The sequence below is a fragment of the Pseudomonas sp. HN2-3 genome (assembly GCF_020691745.1).
Taxonomy (GTDB): Bacteria; Pseudomonadota; Gammaproteobacteria; order Pseudomonadales; family Pseudomonadaceae; genus Aquipseudomonas; species Aquipseudomonas capeferrum.
Map to the genome: position 1 here is coordinate 4,534,935 of NZ_CP085704.1, position 15,654 is coordinate 4,550,588.

13 protein-coding genes and 3 tRNA genes are annotated in these 15,654 nt (G+C 61.8%); 9 read left to right on the forward strand and 7 right to left on the reverse strand.

What is annotated here, in order from left to right; all coding sequences use genetic code 11:
• Positions 1 to 23: 23 nt before the first annotated feature.
• The 4 genes from aspS to LJX93_RS20580 form a co-directional block, all read right to left on the reverse strand.
• Entirely contained in the window at positions 24 to 1,799 is a 1,776-nt protein-coding gene (gene aspS, locus LJX93_RS20565) for an aspartate--tRNA ligase (protein WP_033699848.1), read from the reverse strand.
• 93 nt (positions 1,800 to 1,892) lie between these two features.
• On the reverse strand, positions 1,893 to 2,114 hold the full coding sequence (locus tag LJX93_RS20570) for an FmdB family zinc ribbon protein (protein ID WP_033699849.1): 222 nt from the start codon (positions 2,112 to 2,114) through the stop codon (positions 1,893 to 1,895).
• 92 nt (positions 2,115 to 2,206) lie between these two features.
• Positions 2,207 to 2,536 (reverse strand): ribbon-helix-helix domain-containing protein, encoded by a 330-nt coding sequence (locus LJX93_RS20575; protein WP_033700215.1) that lies wholly within the window; start codon positions 2,534 to 2,536, stop codon positions 2,207 to 2,209.
• Positions 2,537 to 2,714: 178 nt separating this feature from the next.
• Positions 2,715 to 3,188 (reverse strand): Dps family protein, encoded by a 474-nt coding sequence (locus LJX93_RS20580; protein ID WP_033699851.1) that lies wholly within the window; start codon positions 3,186 to 3,188, stop codon positions 2,715 to 2,717.
• Between the two features lie 278 nt (positions 3,189 to 3,466).
• Between LJX93_RS20580 and LJX93_RS27385 the strand changes: the two genes are divergently transcribed.
• Positions 3,467 to 4,060 carry a cold-shock protein gene (locus LJX93_RS27385; RefSeq protein WP_033699853.1) on the forward strand — a complete coding sequence of 198 codons (594 nt, stop codon included), beginning with the start codon at positions 3,467 to 3,469 and terminating at the stop codon, positions 4,058 to 4,060.
• Positions 4,061 to 4,098: 38 nt separating this feature from the next.
• Here the strand turns inward: LJX93_RS27385 and LJX93_RS20590 are convergent, their stop codons facing one another.
• On the reverse strand, positions 4,099 to 4,305 hold the full coding sequence (locus LJX93_RS20590) for a SlyX family protein (RefSeq protein WP_033699854.1): 207 nt from the start codon (positions 4,303 to 4,305) through the stop codon (positions 4,099 to 4,101).
• Between the two features lies 1 nt (position 4,306).
• A complete protein-coding gene (locus tag LJX93_RS20595; protein WP_033699855.1) occupies positions 4,307 to 4,726 on the reverse strand; it encodes an HIT family protein in 420 nt (139 codons plus the stop codon).
• A 764-nt stretch (positions 4,727 to 5,490) separates the two neighbouring features.
• On the opposite strand from LJX93_RS20595, the gene LJX93_RS20600 reads away from it, so the two are divergent.
• The 3 genes from LJX93_RS20600 (at position 5,491) to LJX93_RS20610 (ending at position 9,624) form a co-directional block, all read left to right on the forward strand.
• Positions 5,491 to 6,774 carry an OprD family porin gene (locus tag LJX93_RS20600; RefSeq protein WP_033699857.1) on the forward strand — a complete coding sequence of 428 codons (1,284 nt, stop codon included), beginning with the start codon at positions 5,491 to 5,493 and terminating at the stop codon, positions 6,772 to 6,774.
• 160 nt (positions 6,775 to 6,934) lie between these two features.
• Positions 6,935 to 8,650, forward strand: a complete 1,716-nt coding sequence (locus tag LJX93_RS20605) for a proline--tRNA ligase (protein WP_033699858.1) — start codon at positions 6,935 to 6,937, stop codon at positions 8,648 to 8,650.
• A 20-nt stretch (positions 8,651 to 8,670) separates the two neighbouring features.
• Positions 8,671 to 9,624 carry a lipoprotein gene (locus LJX93_RS20610; RefSeq protein ID WP_033699859.1) on the forward strand — a complete coding sequence of 318 codons (954 nt, stop codon included), beginning with the start codon at positions 8,671 to 8,673 and terminating at the stop codon, positions 9,622 to 9,624.
• 30 nt (positions 9,625 to 9,654) lie between these two features.
• Here the strand turns inward: LJX93_RS20610 and dinB are convergent, their stop codons facing one another.
• Complete coding sequence (dinB, locus tag LJX93_RS20615) at positions 9,655 to 10,713, reverse strand: DNA polymerase IV (RefSeq protein ID WP_162181149.1); 1,059 nt, start codon at positions 10,711 to 10,713, stop codon at positions 9,655 to 9,657.
• 220 nt (positions 10,714 to 10,933) lie between these two features.
• Between dinB and LJX93_RS20620 the strand changes: the two genes are divergently transcribed.
• The 5 genes from LJX93_RS20620 (at position 10,934) to LJX93_RS20640 (ending at position 15,630) form a co-directional block, all read left to right on the forward strand.
• Positions 10,934 to 11,010, forward strand: a tRNA-Met gene (locus LJX93_RS20620).
• A 134-nt stretch (positions 11,011 to 11,144) separates the two neighbouring features.
• Positions 11,145 to 11,221 (forward strand) — tRNA-Met (locus LJX93_RS20625).
• 134 nt (positions 11,222 to 11,355) lie between these two features.
• Positions 11,356 to 11,432: transfer RNA gene (locus LJX93_RS20630), tRNA-Met, on the forward strand.
• 263 nt (positions 11,433 to 11,695) lie between these two features.
• A complete protein-coding gene (gene mprF / locus LJX93_RS20635; RefSeq protein ID WP_227696382.1) occupies positions 11,696 to 14,338 on the forward strand; it encodes a bifunctional lysylphosphatidylglycerol flippase/synthetase MprF in 2,643 nt (880 codons plus the stop codon).
• Positions 14,338 to 15,630: a virulence factor family protein gene (locus LJX93_RS20640; protein WP_033699864.1), complete on the forward strand. Its 1,293-nt coding sequence runs from the start codon at positions 14,338 to 14,340 to the stop codon at positions 15,628 to 15,630. Before mprF ends, LJX93_RS20640 begins: the two co-directional genes overlap by 1 nt.
• The last annotated feature ends 24 nt before the right edge of the window (positions 15,631 to 15,654 follow it).

The following is a 15,654-nucleotide window of genomic DNA, read 5'->3' on the forward strand; positions in this document are numbered from 1 at the left end:
ATGTGGATGCGCCTGGGGCCCGCTTACTCGACCTTGGTCTGTTCGCGCAGGCGGATGTGCAGCTCGCGCAAGGCCTTGGCGTCGACCATGCCTGGGGCCTGGGTCATGACGCAGGCAGCGCTCTGGGTTTTCGGGAAGGCGATCACTTCACGGATCGACTGGGCGCCGGTCATCAGCATGACCAGGCGATCCAGGCCGAAGGCCAGGCCACCGTGAGGCGGGGCGCCGAACTTCAGGGCGTCGAGCAGGAAGCCGAACTTCTCTTCCTGTTCTGCCGCTTCGATACCCAGCAGACGGAACACCGCCTGTTGCATCTCTTTGCGGTGGATACGGATCGAGCCGCCACCCAGTTCGGTGCCGTTCAGCACCATGTCGTAAGCACGCGACAGCGCGGTGGCCGGGTTGGCCTCCAGCTCTTGCGGGGAGCACTTCGGTGCAGTGAACGGGTGGTGCAGCGCAGTGAAGCTGCCGTCGTCGTTCTCTTCGAACATCGGGAAGTCGACAACCCACATCGGCGCCCATTCGCAGGTGTGCAGGTTGAAGTCGTTACCCACCTTGATCCGCAGCGCGCCCAGGGCTTCGCTGACGATCTTGGCCTTGTCGGCGCCGAAGAACACGATGTCGCCGTCGACTGCGCCCACGCGATCAAGGATCACGTTGAGGTTGGCCTCAGGGATGTTCTTGACGATCGGCGACTGCAGGCCTTCGACGCCTTTGGCGCGCTCGTTGACCTTGATGTACGCCAGGCCCTTGGCACCGTAGATGCCGACGAACTTGGTGTACTCGTCGATCTTGCTGCGCGGCATGCTGGCGCCGCCTGGCAGACGCAGGGCGGTAACGCGGCACTTAGGATCGTTGGCCGGGCCTGCGAAGACCTTGAACTCGACGTCCTTGAGCTGATCGGCAACGTCGACCAGTTCCAGCGGGTTCCGCAGGTCTGGCTTGTCGGAACCGTAACGGCGCATGGCTTCTTCGAAGGTCATGTGCGGGAATTCACCGAACTCCAGGTCCAGCACTTCCTTGAACAGCTTGCGGATCATGCTCTCGGTGAGGCCCATGATCTCGGCTTCATCGAGGAAGCTGGTCTCGATGTCGATCTGGGTGAATTCCGGCTGGCGGTCAGCACGCAGGTCTTCGTCACGGAAGCATTTGGCGATCTGGTAGTAACGGTCGAAACCGGCAACCATCAGCAACTGTTTGAACAGCTGGGGCGACTGCGGCAGGGCAAAGAAGCTGCCAGCGTGGGTGCGGCTCGGCACCAGGTAGTCACGCGCGCCTTCTGGGGTGGCGCGGGTGAGGATCGGCGTCTCGACGTCAAGGAAGCCGTTCTCGTCAAGGAAGCGACGGATGCTGCTGGTGATGCGCGAACGCAGACGCAGCTTGTCGGCCATTTCCGGACGACGCAGGTCGATGAAGCGGTAGCGCAGGCGGGTTTCCTCGCCGACGTCGGAGTATTCGTTGAGCGGGAACGGCGGCGTTTCGGCCTCGTTGAGCACCTGCAGTTCGTAGCCCAGCACTTCGATGCCACCGGAGGCCATGTTCGGGTTGACCGCGCCTTCCGGACGGCGGCGTACCTTGCCGGTGATCTGCACGACGTACTCGCTGCGCACACGGTCGGCGGCAGCGAAGGTTTCGGCGCGATCAGGGTCGAATACGACCTGGGCCATGCCCTCGCGGTCACGGATGTCGAGGAAGATCACCCCGCCGTGGTCGCGGCGACGATGGACCCAGCCGCAAAGGGTGACTTCCTGGCCGTCCAGGCTCTCGTTCAGTTGGCCGCAATAATGGCTGCGCATCATGATGGTGGTTTCGCTTCTCGTGATTCGTGTATTCGGTGGAGGCCTTGGCCGCCCAGAGGGCTAATACTGCAAGACCCGGTCACAGCATTCAACTCAGTCGGCCTTGTCGCCGCCTGCCAGATTCTTTTTTGCCCCGGTCTTGAAGTCGGTTTCGTACCAACCGGTGCCGCTCAGGCGAAAGCCTGGGACAGACAGCAGCTTCTTCAGTGCCGGCGCCTGACAGGCCGGGCAATCGGTCAGCGGCGCGGCGCTGATCTTCTGCAGCGCTTCCATGCGGTGCTCGCAGGACGCACATTGATAGTCATAAAGGGGCATGGGTGTCTCTCGTCAACCATAACGCTGGCTGCCGGGGCAGCAAAAAGCGGGATTATATATGGTTAGCAAGCACTGCGCAGCCCGCCTGGCGATCAGCGTGCACTCGGCGGGTCGAGCAGCCAGGCGACGCAGATCACGCGGATCAGGCCGCTGAAGTTGCGTACCCCACCCTGGCGCAGATGTACCTCGCGGTCCACATACGACAGCACCGCACTGACCGAACAGCGGTTGGCCTCGGCGATACGCTCCAGAATGCCCCAGTAGACTGCTTCCAGCCGCAGGCAGGTTGAAAACCCATTGAGCCGGACCGAGCGTGACACCGGCCTGATCTGCAGCATGTCGAAATCGGCCTTGAAGGGGTCGACGCATTGCTTGCCTGGCCACCCCCCCTGACCAGCGCCCCGCTTGTCCACCTGCCACATACTCGCCATCGGGCCACTCCATCCATCGCCTGTCATTGCCCTGCACCCAGGGCTACGGCAGCCATGAAGCGCCAGCCTGCGCATCCGCAGCAGCGGCAAAACCTTCCCGCAGAAATGCAGAAAGCCCGGTTGCCGTGACGGCAACCGGGCTTTTCAGGCATTTCTGACGCTACGGCGGCTATTTACCGTCAAGCAACACGCGCAGCATCCAGGCAGTCTTTTCGTGTACCTGCATGCGCTGGGTCAGCAAGTCGGCGGTCGGCTCATCGCTGACCTTATCCACCACCGGGAAGATGCTGCGCGCCGTGCGCACGACCGCTTCCTGGCCTTGCACCAACTGACGGATCATCTCATCCGCCACCGGCACGCCCTCCTCCTCCTTGATCGAAGAATGCCGCGCATAAAATGCATAGGACCCCGGTGCCGGGAAGCCCAGGGCACGAATCCGCTCGGCGATCGAGTCGACCGCCAGGGCCAGCTCGTTGTATTGCTCTTCGAACATCAGGTGCAGGGTGCGAAACGAAGGGCCGGTGACGTTCCAATGAAAGTTATGGGTTTTCAGATACAGCACATAGGTATCCGACAACAGGCGCGACAGCCCGTCGACGATGGACTTGCGATCCTCTTCACTGATACCGATATCGATTGCCATGAAGTTCCCCTTTCCATAAGGCTTGATGATCAAGCGGGCCCTTGACACTGTATCAACACTTGGCAAAAGCCGCCTGTGACATGGCGCAACACATCGGCTGCGCAGACCTGCGGTTTGAGTAGCCTGCGCCTTTGCTGTTAAATAGGCAGGGTGCCACCCGTGCGGATTGTCATTGCCGGGTGCATAGGCTGGCCCATCACGTGTTCGCGCTTTACACCTCATGCGCACCGTGTCGCCAGCTCTTCCTGTGATCAGCTTGTCAACTGTGAGCCAACCCCATGTTCAAGATCGTCCACCTGGTGACGGGCGTAGCGGCTTTGCTGCTATCGCTCATGCCCAGCCTGAAAACCGATGCAACACCCTTCCTGCAGCAACCCGATGCGGTCTACCTGGCACTGCTCGGCCTGCTTAACCTGGTATTGGCCCCGGTCGTGCCGCTGTACTACCGAGGTGCACGGCAACAGCTGCAACACCTGGCTTGCGCCTTGCTGGTGGTCGCCGTGGTACTGCAGACACTGACCCTGCTGGCTCGCCCCGAGATGGGCAACCTGGCTGCACTGGTCTGCGCGGTGCTGGCCGTGGCCCTGCACCTGGCCGCAGGTTTCGCCCGTGCCCCCCGCAAGGCCCGCAACAGCCAGAGCGCCCCACTGGAGGCCGGCAACCGCGATACGGGCACCGTGAAGTGGTTCAATACCTCCAAAGGCTTTGGCTTTATTTCCCGCGATTCGGGCGATGACATCTTCGTGCACTTTCGCGCTATTCGCGGCGAAGGCCACCGTATTCTGGTGGAAGGCCAGCGCGTCGAGTTTTCGGTCATGCACCGTGACAAAGGCCTGCAGGCCGAAGATGTGGTGGCAGTAACCCGGCGCTGACCTTGCCAGCCCTGGTGCAATGCCAGGGCTGCCTGAACTCAATAATGAGGGGGCGGCGCCTCTTCTCCCTCGCTGCCGTACTGCCCTACCATTTCTTCGTAACGCTTGAGCAGTTCGGCCATCTGCAGTTGCAAGCGGTCGATCACACGCCCCTGCTCGACCACCACATCATTCAACGCCTGGAGCGTGTCGTCCTGGAACGCCTGGCGGGTTTCAAGCTCGATAATTCGCGATTCAGGTGTCATATCAGGCCTCCTGGTAATCGTTGTCGAGCAGCGTGCGAAGGCGTTGACGAATGGCGTCGACCTGCCCAGGCGCATACTCGCCCGCAGGCACCCTGCCCCACACCGGCGCAGGCCAGGCCACATCGCCATGGCGGCGAACGATGACATGCATGTGCAACTGGCTGACCACATTGCCCAGCGTGGCAACGTTCATCTTGTCAGCCTTGAACTCACCCTTGAGCGCCTGCGCCAGGTCCGTGGTTTCCTTGAACAGCTGGGCCTGGTCTTCCTGACTCAAGTCGAACACTTCGCTCACGCCGGCGCGCCTGGGCACCAGGATGAACCAGGGGTAATTGGCATCTTTGCTGAGCAGCAGACGGCACAACGGGAAGTCTCCAAGCACCAGGCAATCCTGCTGCAAACGCGTATCCATCTCAAACACTGCAAAACCTCCAACAAACAAAAACGGGCCCGCCCTACACGGGGCATCGGGCAAGGATACCTTGCTTCGCAGGCGCCGGCATGCAAGCGCTGCCCTGCGCTGCACACTTTAAGTTCATCCATGCCCGCCGCCTGCACAACGGCGGTAACACAGCGCTACTTTTCGCACCAAAATGAGGCCGCAAACGAGCACACCACTACGCTTTTACCCACTCGAATGACACTGCATTAACAGTGGCCGGTAACACATTGACTTTTATGACAGCTTTTGGGTTTGAAACGCCTAACTTATCTGGCACACCATCAGACAAGCCTCAGCCCGTGTTTCCGGTACTTTCCGACCTTCGGCACCCCCATTTGTGAAAATTTCATGAACCGGGGTTAATTTTGTGCACGCTTGTTGCATTCCCTCCACACCAAGTCGGCACGACATCTGCATCAAGGGATGTACGCGACAAATAACAACAGCCGCTTTGGATACACCAGGGAGTTTCCCTAGCCGGAATCTGTAGTTACAGATTCGTTACGGTGACAGGAACGGCGCTGGCGTTGTACGGCCCGGGAATCCGGGACGTGATTTGCGACATGGAATTACCTACAAGCGACATGGCTATAAAGTTCCCGAAAGGTTCTATATGCCCATATCGCCAACAACAGTCAGCGTGCTATACATTTCCGCCGACATAACAAGAAAGAGCTGCCCCATATAACTAAAAGACTTGGGCGCAGCGGTACTCTTCCTAAAAACCAAAGGAGCAAATCACGATGCGCGTGATGAAGTGGAGCATGATCGCCCTGGCCGTTTCGGCAGGGACCTCGCAATTGGCCTTCGCCTCTGCACAAGACGAGTCCAAGGGTTTCATCGAAGACAGCCAGCTGAACGTCAAAACTCGCATGCTGTACTTCAGCCGTGACTTCCGCAACAACCCAGCCGGCACCCAGAGCCGCGTGGAAGAAACCGGCCTTGGCTTCCTCGGCACTTACGAATCGGGCTTCACCCAGGGCACCGTAGGCTTCGGCGTCGACGCCATCGGCATGCTCGGTCTGAAGCTGGACAGCGGCCGTGGCCGTGCCGGCACCGGCCTGTTCCCACAAGGCTCCGACGGTCGCTCGCAAGATGATTACTCCGAAGGCGGTGGCGCTGTAAAAATGCGCATCTCCAATACCGTGCTGAAGTTCGGCGACCAGTTCACCGCCATGCCTGTATTCGCCACCGACGACAGCCGACTGCTGCCGGAAGTTGCCGAAGGCGGCCTGATCACCAGCAACGAGATCAGCGGCCTGACCCTGAACGCCGGTCACTTCACCGCGATGAATGCCCAGGCTCAGACCTACCACGACAGCCTGAATCTGAGCGAAGCCAACATCTTCGGTGGCACCTACGCCTTTACCGACAGCCTCAGCACCAGCATCTACTACTCGCGCGTCGAAGATCACTTCCGCAAGTGGTACGGCAACGTGAACTGGGCGCTGCCGATCAGCGACAAGCAAGGCCTGGTGTTCGACTTCAACATCTATGACACCAAGTCCATCGGCGACAACCGCACTGGCGCGTTCGTCACCAAGTCCGACGGCAGCAACGAACTCGACAACATCGCAGCCAGCCTGTCCGGCGCCTACAACATCGGCGCCCACACCTTTACCCTGGCCTACCAGAAGGTCAGCGGTGACGGCGACTACGCCTACGGCGTAGACGGCGGCGGTACCGTGTTCCTGGCCAACTCCATCGCCCGTTCCGACTTCAACGCCGAAGACGAGAAGTCCTGGCAGGCACGCTACGACCTGAACTTCGCCGAGTTCGGCGTACCAGGCCTGACCTTCATGACCCGTTATGCTCGCGGTAGCGGTGCAACCACCCGCACCACCGACAACGGCAAGGAATGGGAACGCGACATCGACGTCAAGTACGTGATGCAGAGCGGCCCAGCGAAGGACCTGAGCTTCCGTGTCCGTCAGGCCACTTACCGTTCCAGCGACGGTGTGTACTACGGTTCGAGCTCGATCGACGAACTGCGTCTGATCGTCGAGTACCCGCTGAGCATCCTGTAAGCCTCGCTTATAGTGCCCCGCACCTGAAAAAGCCCGGCACGATTGCCGGGCTTTTTCTTGGCTGACATTTGCCACGCCCTGGGGCATCCTGTACGCCTTCGTTTCGCCCCCGTACAATGCGGGGTCATTTCAACGTCTTAGGCAATCGACACGGCCCACCATGCGCACCAGTCAATATTTGCTCGCCACCCAGAAAGAAACCCCTGCCGACGCAGTGGTCATCAGCCACCAGCTCATGCTGCGCGCCGGCATGATCCGCAAACTGGCCTCGGGCCTGTACACCTGGCTGCCGATGGGCTTGCGAGTAATGCGCAAGGTCGAAGCCGTGGTCCGCGAAGAAATGAACGCCGCCGGCGCCCTGGAAGTGCTGATGCCAAGCATCCAGCCCGCCGAACTGTGGCAGGAATCCGGCCGCTGGGAGCAGTATGGCCCCGAGCTGCTGCGCCTCAAAGACCGCCACAACCGTGATTTCTGCGTTGGCCCGACCCACGAAGAAGTCATCACCGACCTGGCCCGTAACGAGCTGTCCAGCTATAAACAGCTGCCGCTCAACATGTACCAGATCCAGACCAAATTCCGTGACGAGATCCGCCCGCGCTTCGGCCTGATGCGCGGCCGCGAGTTCATCATGAAGGACGCCTACTCCTTCCATGCCGACCAGGCTTCCCTTCAGGAAACCTACGACCGCATGCACCAGGCGTACACCAACATCTTTACCCGCCTGGGCCTGGACTTCCGCCCGGTGCAGGCCGATACCGGCTCCATCGGTGGCAGCTATTCGCACGAATTCCACGTGTTAGCCGAGTCCGGCGAAGACGATGTGATCTTCAGCGACAGCTCCGACTACGCCGCCAACATCGAGAAGGCCGAGGCCATCCCGCGTGAAACCGTGCGCCCTGCCCCTGCCGAGGAGCTGCGCCTGGTCGACACCCCGGACGCCAAGACCATCGCGCAACTGGTCGAGCAGTTCGGCCTGCCGATCGAGAAAACCGTCAAGACCTTGATCGTGCGCGGCGCCGAAGAAGGCAAGCTGATCGCCCTGATCGTCCGTGGTGACCACGAGCTCAACGAAATCAAGGCCACCAAACTGGAACAGGTCGCCGACCCGCTGGTCATGGCCACCGAAGCCGAACTGCACGACGCCATTGGCGCCGGCGCAGGTTCGCTCGGCCCGCTGAACCTGCCGCTGGAATGCATCATCGACCGTTCGGTTGCCCTGATGAGCGACTTCGGCATTGGCGCCAACATCGACGACAAGCACTACTTCGGCGTCAACTGGGAACGCGACCTGCCGGTACCGCAAGTCGCCGACCTGCGCAATGTCGTCGAAGGCGACCCGAGCCCGGACGGCCAGGGCACCCTGGTGATCAAGCGCGGCATCGAAGTCGGGCACATCTTCCAGCTCGGCACCAAGTACAGCGAGGCGCTCAAGTGCCAGGTACTGGGCGAGAACGGCAAGCCGGTGGTGCTGTCGATGGGTTGCTACGGCATCGGCGTTTCCCGCGTGGTCGCCGCCGCGATCGAGCAGAGCTACGACGACAAAGGCATCATCTGGAACGATGCCCTGGCGCCATTCCAGATCGCCCTGGTGCCGCTGCGCTACGAAACCGACGTGGTTCGCGAGGCTACCGACAAGCTGTATGCCGAGCTGACCGCCGCCGGTTTTGAAGTGTTGCTGGACGACCGCGACAAGAAGACCAGCCCAGGCATCAAGTTTGCCGACATGGAGCTGATCGGCATCCCGCACCGCATCGTCGTCAGCGACCGCGGGCTGGCCGAAGGCAACCTGGAATACAAGCACCGCACCGAACAGGATGCTCAAGCGCTGCCACTCAATGAAGTGCTGTCGTTCCTGCAGGCCCGCGTTCGCCGCTGATAATCAATGCACGAGTGATCATGTCCAAGCGAAGTACCTTTACCCTGGGGGGCGCCGCACTTAGCGGCGCCCTGCTCATCAGCGGCTGCGCCAACCAGATGTCCCAGCGCAGCGAGCATGAGGAGCGCGTCGAGCGCAAGTTGCTCGAACACAGTCTGCAGATCGATGTCGGCGAGCCGAAGGTGATGGAGCTGCCGCAACGACGTGTGCGCGTGCATGAGCAGAAGCGCTTCGAAGTCACCGAATTCGAAGTCACCCGTCGCTACGACCGCTACACGCCCTACCAGCCCTGGCGGGAGGTCTACGAGATCCCGCTGGGCGCGGTGGCTGTGGTGGCCGGCGTGGGCGCCAACGTGGTCAATGTGTTCGCCTTGGGCAACCTGCCCGAAAGCGTGACCCACGACTGGCTCAGCTATGGCGTGGCGGGGCTCAACCCGTTCATGAACGTGCAGTCCAACGGTCGCGCCCAGCAGAACCTTGCCGGGATCAGCGAAGTGCAGAAGGACCAGCGCGAAGAATCCACCAGCCTGCCCTGGAGCGAGCGCCTGGTCGAGGTCAAGGCCGGCAAGATGACCCACGAGCTGACCACCGACAGAAACGGCGTACTGCGCCTGAACCTGCTCGACAGCCCGTTCTCCGAGCAGAACCTCAACCACATTGGTACCCTGCACTTGCAGGTGGTGGATGAGGACAACGCGGTGCGCGGTGACGCCAGCCTGCTGGTCAGCGCCACCCTGCGCAACAAGCTGCTCGAAGCCCACGAACTGATCTTCGACGACCTGGAAGACGATGATGTCGGCCAGTGGGTACACCGGGTCAAACGCCTGTCCGAACTGGGCCTGGAAGAGGAAGCCAGCGAAATGGAGCAGAGCCTGATCGAGCTGACGCGCAACGATCCGGAACTGCAGCAGGAATTTCTGCAGTCGCTGACCAAGGCAACCGGGCGATTGGTCGCCGACCCTGGCGTGCAGTGAAGTGATTCAGGGGCCGCTTTGCGGCCCCTTTCATTTAGGCGGGAACAATTCCAACTGTTCATGCGCCCCGCGCAAGTCCTTCAACCTCACCCCTACCCCCAGCAAGCGCACCGGCTTGCCACCCCGGGCAAACGCCTGCCGCAGTAACTGCCGATAACTTTCCAGGTCCCTGCCAGCCCCTGCCTGTTCCATCGTTGTCTGGCTGAAGTCATGGAACTTGACCTTGACGAAAGGCTTGTCTGGCCGGTAACTGCTGTCCATGCGGGCAATGCGTTCATTAAGGCTGTCGAGCAACGCAGGAAGACGCTCCAGGCAACTGGCCAGGTCTGGCAGGTCGGTGTCGTAGGTGTTTTCCACACTGACCGACTGCCTGCGGCTGTCGTTGTGCACGGCGCGGTCATCAATACCCCGCGCCAGCCCCCACAACCGCTCACCAAAGCTGCCGAACTCGCGCACCAGCGCCAAGCGCGACCAGTCACGCAGGTCCAGGCAGGTATCGATACCCAGCCGCGCCAGTTTGTCCGCCGTGACCTTGCCAACGCCGTGCAACCTGGCCACCGGCAAGGCCGCGACAAAGGCTTCGACTTCACCCGGGGTTATGACGAACAGCCCGTTGGGCTTGCGCCAGTCACTGGCGATCTTGGCCAGGAACTTGTTGGGTGCAACACCCGCCGACACGGTGATATGCAAGGTACGGGCAACGCGCCGGCGGATATCTTCGGCGATACGCGTGGCGCTGCCGGCATGCCACTGGCTATCGCTCACATCCAGGTAGGCTTCATCCAGCGACAGTGGCTCGATCAGCTCGGTGTAGTCACGGAAAATGGCGTGAATCTCACGGGATGCCTCGCGATAGGCTTCAAAGCGTGGCTTGACGATCAACAAGTCAGGGCAAAGCTTGAGCGCATGGCGCGATGACATGGCCGAGCGCACACCATAGGCCCGCGCTTCATAATTACAGGTGGCGATCACCCCGCGGTGGTCGGCCGACCCGCCTACGGCCATGGGCCGACCGGCCAGGCGCGGGTCATCACGCATTTCGATTGCGGCGTAGAAACAATCGCAGTCGACATGGATGATCTTGCGCAAGGACATGGATGACCGTCAGTACTGTAGATTCATACAGATAATATCGCATGCCTCCTACGCTGCAACAAATTGCACGCCGCTTGCCTCGACAATCGGCCTGAAACCCCCGCCGCGCCTGAGCCGCGCGCTTTGAGCGAGTGCTAAGGGTTTGAACGAAAAAGGTTTTTTTGGAAAAACGCTTGACATAGTTGCGTAAATCCGTAGAATTCGATCTCACAGGCGCGGGATGGAGCAGCCTGGTAGCTCGTCGGGCTCATAACCCGAAGGTCGTCGGTTCAAATCCGGCTCCCGCAACCAGATTCGAGAAAAGGCCACTGTTAACGCAGTGGCCTTTTTCTTTGCCCGTAGAAAAGCCATTGGCAAAAACTGGCGAGAAATCAATTAGTAGCGCTTGACACTGATTAGATAAACTGTAGAATGCGCCCCACAGACGCGGGATGGAGCAGTCTGGTAGCTCGTCGGGCTCATAACCCGAAGGTCGTCGGTTCAAATCCGGCTCCCGCAACCAGCTTTAAGAAAAGGCCACTGTTAACGCAGTGGCCTTTTTCTTTGCATCGAAAATGATGCCGAAGAAAAAAGATCGATAAATCAACAATTAACGCTTTACACAGCTTCAACAAGCTGTAGAATGCGCACCTCTGACGCGGGATGGAGCAGTCTGGTAGCTCGTCGGGCTCATAACCCGAAGGTCGTCGGTTCAAATCCGGCTCCCGCAACCATATTCGTCAGAACAAACCCCGCCTGTGTAACAGCAGCGCGGGGTTTGTTGTTTTACGCCCCCTGCATTTCGTCGCCTGGAAATGCCTTGCCATCAGCCTACCCCCCAGGCTTGAGATGTCGCCCTTTGGATGAACTATCTTTAACCCTGCCAGGCAGCTGAAAGCGCCTGTGCCCGGAGTAACATTGGATACGTTTTCCTAAGGGACTTTCACTTGGCCGCACCTCGCCCTCACCTCGCGCTGCCTGCTCGGGGTATTGATTCATGACCTCCCATAACCCCGAACCTCCGGTGCCCCTTGCTTCGGTGCTACCCACGGCCGCGCAGCGCCTGCCCCTGATCGAGCGAATGAGCCGCTATCGTCAACCCATCGGCCTGGCGGTGACGCTGATACTGTTCGCCATGGCGCTGGTTGCCTGCCGCCACCTGCTGAGCGAGCTGGACATCTACGCCTTGCACGATGCCATGCTCAGCGTGCCGACGCAGTCGCTGCTGGGGGCCTTGCTGGCCACGGCTGTCGGGTTTGTGATTCTGCTTGGGTACGAGTGGTCGGCCAGCCGCTATGCCGGGGTAAAACTGCCAGCAGGCAGTTTGATACTGGGCGGCTTCAGCGCCTTCGCCATTGGTAACGCCATCGGCCTGTCGATGCTGTCTGGTGGTTCGGTGCGCTACCGCCTGTATGCCCGCCAAGGCCTGGGGGCTGGCGAAGTCGCGCGGATGACCGTGTTTGCCAGCCTGTCCCTGGGGTGTGCGCTGCCACCGCTGGCTGCTCTGGCGACCTTGAGCGACCTGCCAGCAGCCTCGTCCGCACTGGGCCTTTCGCCGGGGCTGCTGGCCGGCATCGCCGCAGCCGTGCTGGTGCTGGCTGCCGTGCTGGTGCTCGGGCTTTACCGCAAGCGCCTGGCCGAACAGCCCTTGGCCGACAACCTACTGGTACAGCTGGGCCGTCGCACCCTGCGCCTGCCGAGCGCTCGCCTCGCCTCGCTGCAATTGCTGATCACCGCCCTGGATGTGGCCGCCGCCGCCACCGTACTGTATCTCCTGCTGCCAGAAGCCCCGCCATTTGGCGCTTTCATCCTGGTGTACCTGCTGGCCCTGGCCGCAGGCGTGCTCAGCCATGTGCCAGGGGGCGTCGGGGTGTTCGAGGCGATCTTGCTGGCAGCCTTTGCCGACCAGTTGGGCGCCGCCCCACTGGCTGCGGCCCTGCTGCTCTATCGCCTGATCTATGTGGTGTTGCCGCTGCTGCTGGCGTGTGTGCTGCTGCTGGCCAACGAAGCCCGGCGTCTGCTGTTCGCGCAACAGGCCATCAAGGTGGCCTCCGGCCTGGCGGCGCCGGTGCTGTCAATTCTGGTGTTTCTGTCCGGGGTGGTGCTGCTGTTCTCGGGGGCCACGCCCGAGATCGACACGCGCCTGGAACACATGGGCTTTCTGGTCCCCCACCGCCTGATCGATGCTTCGCACTTCGGCGCCAGCCTGATCGGCGTGCTGTGCCTGCTGCTGGCCCAAGGCTTGCGCCGGCGCCTGTCCGCAGCCTGGCTGCTGACCACCACCTTGCTGCTGGTCGGCGCATTGTTGTCATTGCTCAAGGGCTTCGACTGGGAAGAAGCCTGCCTGTTGACGTTCACCGCCGCGCTGCTGGCCCTGTTCCGCCGTTCGTTCTACCGCCCCAGCCGCCTGCTGGAACTGCCCTTCTCTCCGGTGTTTCTGGTGGCCAGCGCGTGCGTGGTCGGGGCCTCGGTATGGCTGCTGCTGTTCGCCTACCAGGATGTGCCCTACAGCCACCAGCTGTGGTGGCAGTTCACCCTGGACGCCGATGCACCGCGGGGCCTGCGCGCCGCCATGGGCAGCGCCGTGCTGCTGGTGGCTGTCGCCCTGACCTGGCTGCTGCGCACCGCACCGCCGGTCATCCACCTGCCTGACGACGCAGAACTGCAACGCGCCAACCGCATCCTGCTGGCATCCGACCAGCCCGATGGCGGCCTGGCCCTGACCGGCGACAAGGCTTTGCTGTTCCACCCGCGCGACAACGCCTTCCTTATGTACGCCCGTCGCGGTCGCAGCCTGGTGGCCTTGTATGACCCGATCGGCCCGGCCCAGGAGCGCGCTGAGATGATCTGGCAGTTCCGCGACCTGTGCGACCTGCACCACGCCAGGCCGGTGTTTTATCAGGTCCGCGCGGAGAACCTGCCGTTCTACATGGACATTGGCCTGACCGCGCTCAAACTTGGCGAGGAGGCCCGGGTCGACCTGCGCCGCTTCGACCTCGAAGCCAAGGGCAAGGAGATGAAAGACCTGCGCTACACCTGGAACCGCGGTGGCCGTGACGGCCTCAGCCTGGAAATCCACGAACCCGGTCACGCGCCACTGATAGCGCTCAAGGAAATCTCCGATGCCTGGCTGGGTGGCAAGAACGTGCGCGAGAAAGGCTTCTCGCTCGGGCGCTTCAGCCCCGAGTACCTGCAGCACTTTCGCATCGCCCTGATTCGCTTCCAAGGCCGGCCGGTGGCCTTTGCCAACCTGTTGGAAACCCACGGTCGCGAGCTGGCCAGCCTCGACCTGATGCGGGCCCACCCTGAAGCTCCGAAGCTGACCATGGAGTTCATGATGATAGGGCTCATCCTGCACTACAAAAGCCACGACTATGCCCGCTTCAGCCTGGGCATGGTCCCGCTGTCCGGGCTGCAGCCACGGCGCGGCGCGCCCTTGACCCAGCGCCTGGGTTCAATGGTGTTCCGCCGTGGCGAACAGCTCTACAACTTCCAGGGGCTTCGACGCTTCAAGGACAAATTCCAACCGGACTGGGAACCCCGTTACATGGCCGTGCCTGCGGGGCTCGACCCGCTGGTGGCACTGGCCGACACTGCCGCCCTCATCGCTGGCGGCCTGACTGGATTGGTGAAACGCTGATGATCCGACGCTATTGGCTGTACCTGGCGATTCCCCTGCTGCTGGCCGCCCTGGGCGGTGCCGTGGCCTTCTGGCTATGGACGCGCCCTGCGCCTGAGGCGCACCTCGAACAGCTGTCACTCAACAACCTCAGCATCACCCGCGTGACCCCGGGCGTGCACGCCAAGGCCCGGGTCGCCATCGGCGTCCCTCAGGACCAGGCTCTGACCGACAAGCAGTTGCTGGACCTGAGCCAGGCTGGGGAAGCGCAACTGGTGCAGGTTATCCTGCCACCCAACGACTGCACCCAGCAGCAACAAGCGCTGGACCTGGCGGCGACCCAGCTGTCCGAAAAACCGACCCTGGTAGCCGGTATCGGCCCAGGCGCGGCGCAGGCCTGGCGCTGGCTGGCGGCACAGACCGACGACAAGGCGCGGGCCATTTCCGTGGACTTCAGCCTGGAGCAACCCGGCTGCCAGGCCGCGCTACCCAAAGCGGCGGCCCATGGCCACTGGAACGTCGCCTGGAACGACAACCCGGATGACGCCAGCGCAGCCTTCGTACGCGACCAGGCCAACGCCGAAACCAGCATCAGCGATTACGACATCCATTTGCCGCAGGTGCTCAAGTCACAGCTGACCCAAGCCCTGGTCGGCCACGACGGCAACGCCCTGGCCATTCCAGTAGTCGAGGTGCCGGCAGGGCAAACCACCGACACCGTCACCCTGTTCCTCTCCGGGGATGGCGGCTGGCGCGACCTGGACCGCGACGTGGCCGGAGAAATGGCCAAGCTGGGCTACCCGGTGGTCGGCATCGACACGCTGCGTTATTACTGGCAACACAAGACCCCCGAGCAGAGCGCCGCAGACCTGTCGGAACTGATGCAGCACTATCGCCAGAAATGGGGCACCAAGCGCTTTGTATTGACCGGCTACTCGTTTGGCGCCGACGTGCTGCCAGCGATCTACAACCGCTTGCCGGCCGAGGACCAGCAGCGTATCGACGCGGTGATGCTACTGGCCTTCGCCCGTAGCGGCAGCTTCGAGATCGAGGTGGAAGGCTGGCTGGGCAAGGAAGGCCAGGAGGCGCCAACCGGGCCGGAAATGGCCCGGCTGCCGGCGTCCAAAGTGGTGTGTGTGTATGGCGTGGAAGAGACCGACGAGAGCGGTTGCACCGAGAAGACGGCGGTGGGCGAGCGCCTGAAGCTGCCGGGCGGGCACCACTTCGACGAGAACTACCCGGCCCTGGCCAAGCGCCTGATCGGTGAGATCGAGACGCGCCAGGGCAAGTCGAGCGTGGCCGAGCAGAATTGAGCCACGCCCAACCCACTACGCAGA

Bases quoted from the DNA above. Each gene is read 5' to 3' on its own strand.
- aspS (WP_033699848.1), bottom strand. From the start codon at position 1,799: ATGATGCGCAGCCATTATTGCGGCCAACTGAACGAGAGCCTGGACGGC.
- LJX93_RS20570 (WP_033699849.1), bottom strand. From the start codon at position 2,114: ATGCCCCTTTATGACTATCAATGTGCGTCCTGCGAGCACCGCATGGAA.
- LJX93_RS20575 (WP_033700215.1), bottom strand. From the start codon at position 2,536: ATGTGGCAGGTGGACAAGCGGGGCGCTGGTCAGGGGGGGTGGCCAGGC.
- LJX93_RS20605 (WP_033699858.1), top strand. From the start codon at position 6,935: ATGCGCACCAGTCAATATTTGCTCGCCACCCAGAAAGAAACCCCTGCC.
- LJX93_RS20590 (WP_033699854.1), bottom strand. From the start codon at position 4,305: ATGACACCTGAATCGCGAATTATCGAGCTTGAAACCCGCCAGGCGTTC.
- LJX93_RS20610 (WP_033699859.1), top strand. From the start codon at position 8,671: ATGTCCAAGCGAAGTACCTTTACCCTGGGGGGCGCCGCACTTAGCGGC.
- LJX93_RS20580 (WP_033699851.1), bottom strand. From the start codon at position 3,188: ATGGCAATCGATATCGGTATCAGTGAAGAGGATCGCAAGTCCATCGTC.
- LJX93_RS20600 (WP_033699857.1), top strand. From the start codon at position 5,491: ATGCGCGTGATGAAGTGGAGCATGATCGCCCTGGCCGTTTCGGCAGGG.
- LJX93_RS20640 (WP_033699864.1), top strand. From the start codon at position 14,338: ATGATCCGACGCTATTGGCTGTACCTGGCGATTCCCCTGCTGCTGGCC.
- mprF (WP_227696382.1), top strand. From the start codon at position 11,696: ATGACCTCCCATAACCCCGAACCTCCGGTGCCCCTTGCTTCGGTGCTA.
- LJX93_RS27385 (WP_033699853.1), top strand. From the start codon at position 3,467: ATGTTCAAGATCGTCCACCTGGTGACGGGCGTAGCGGCTTTGCTGCTA.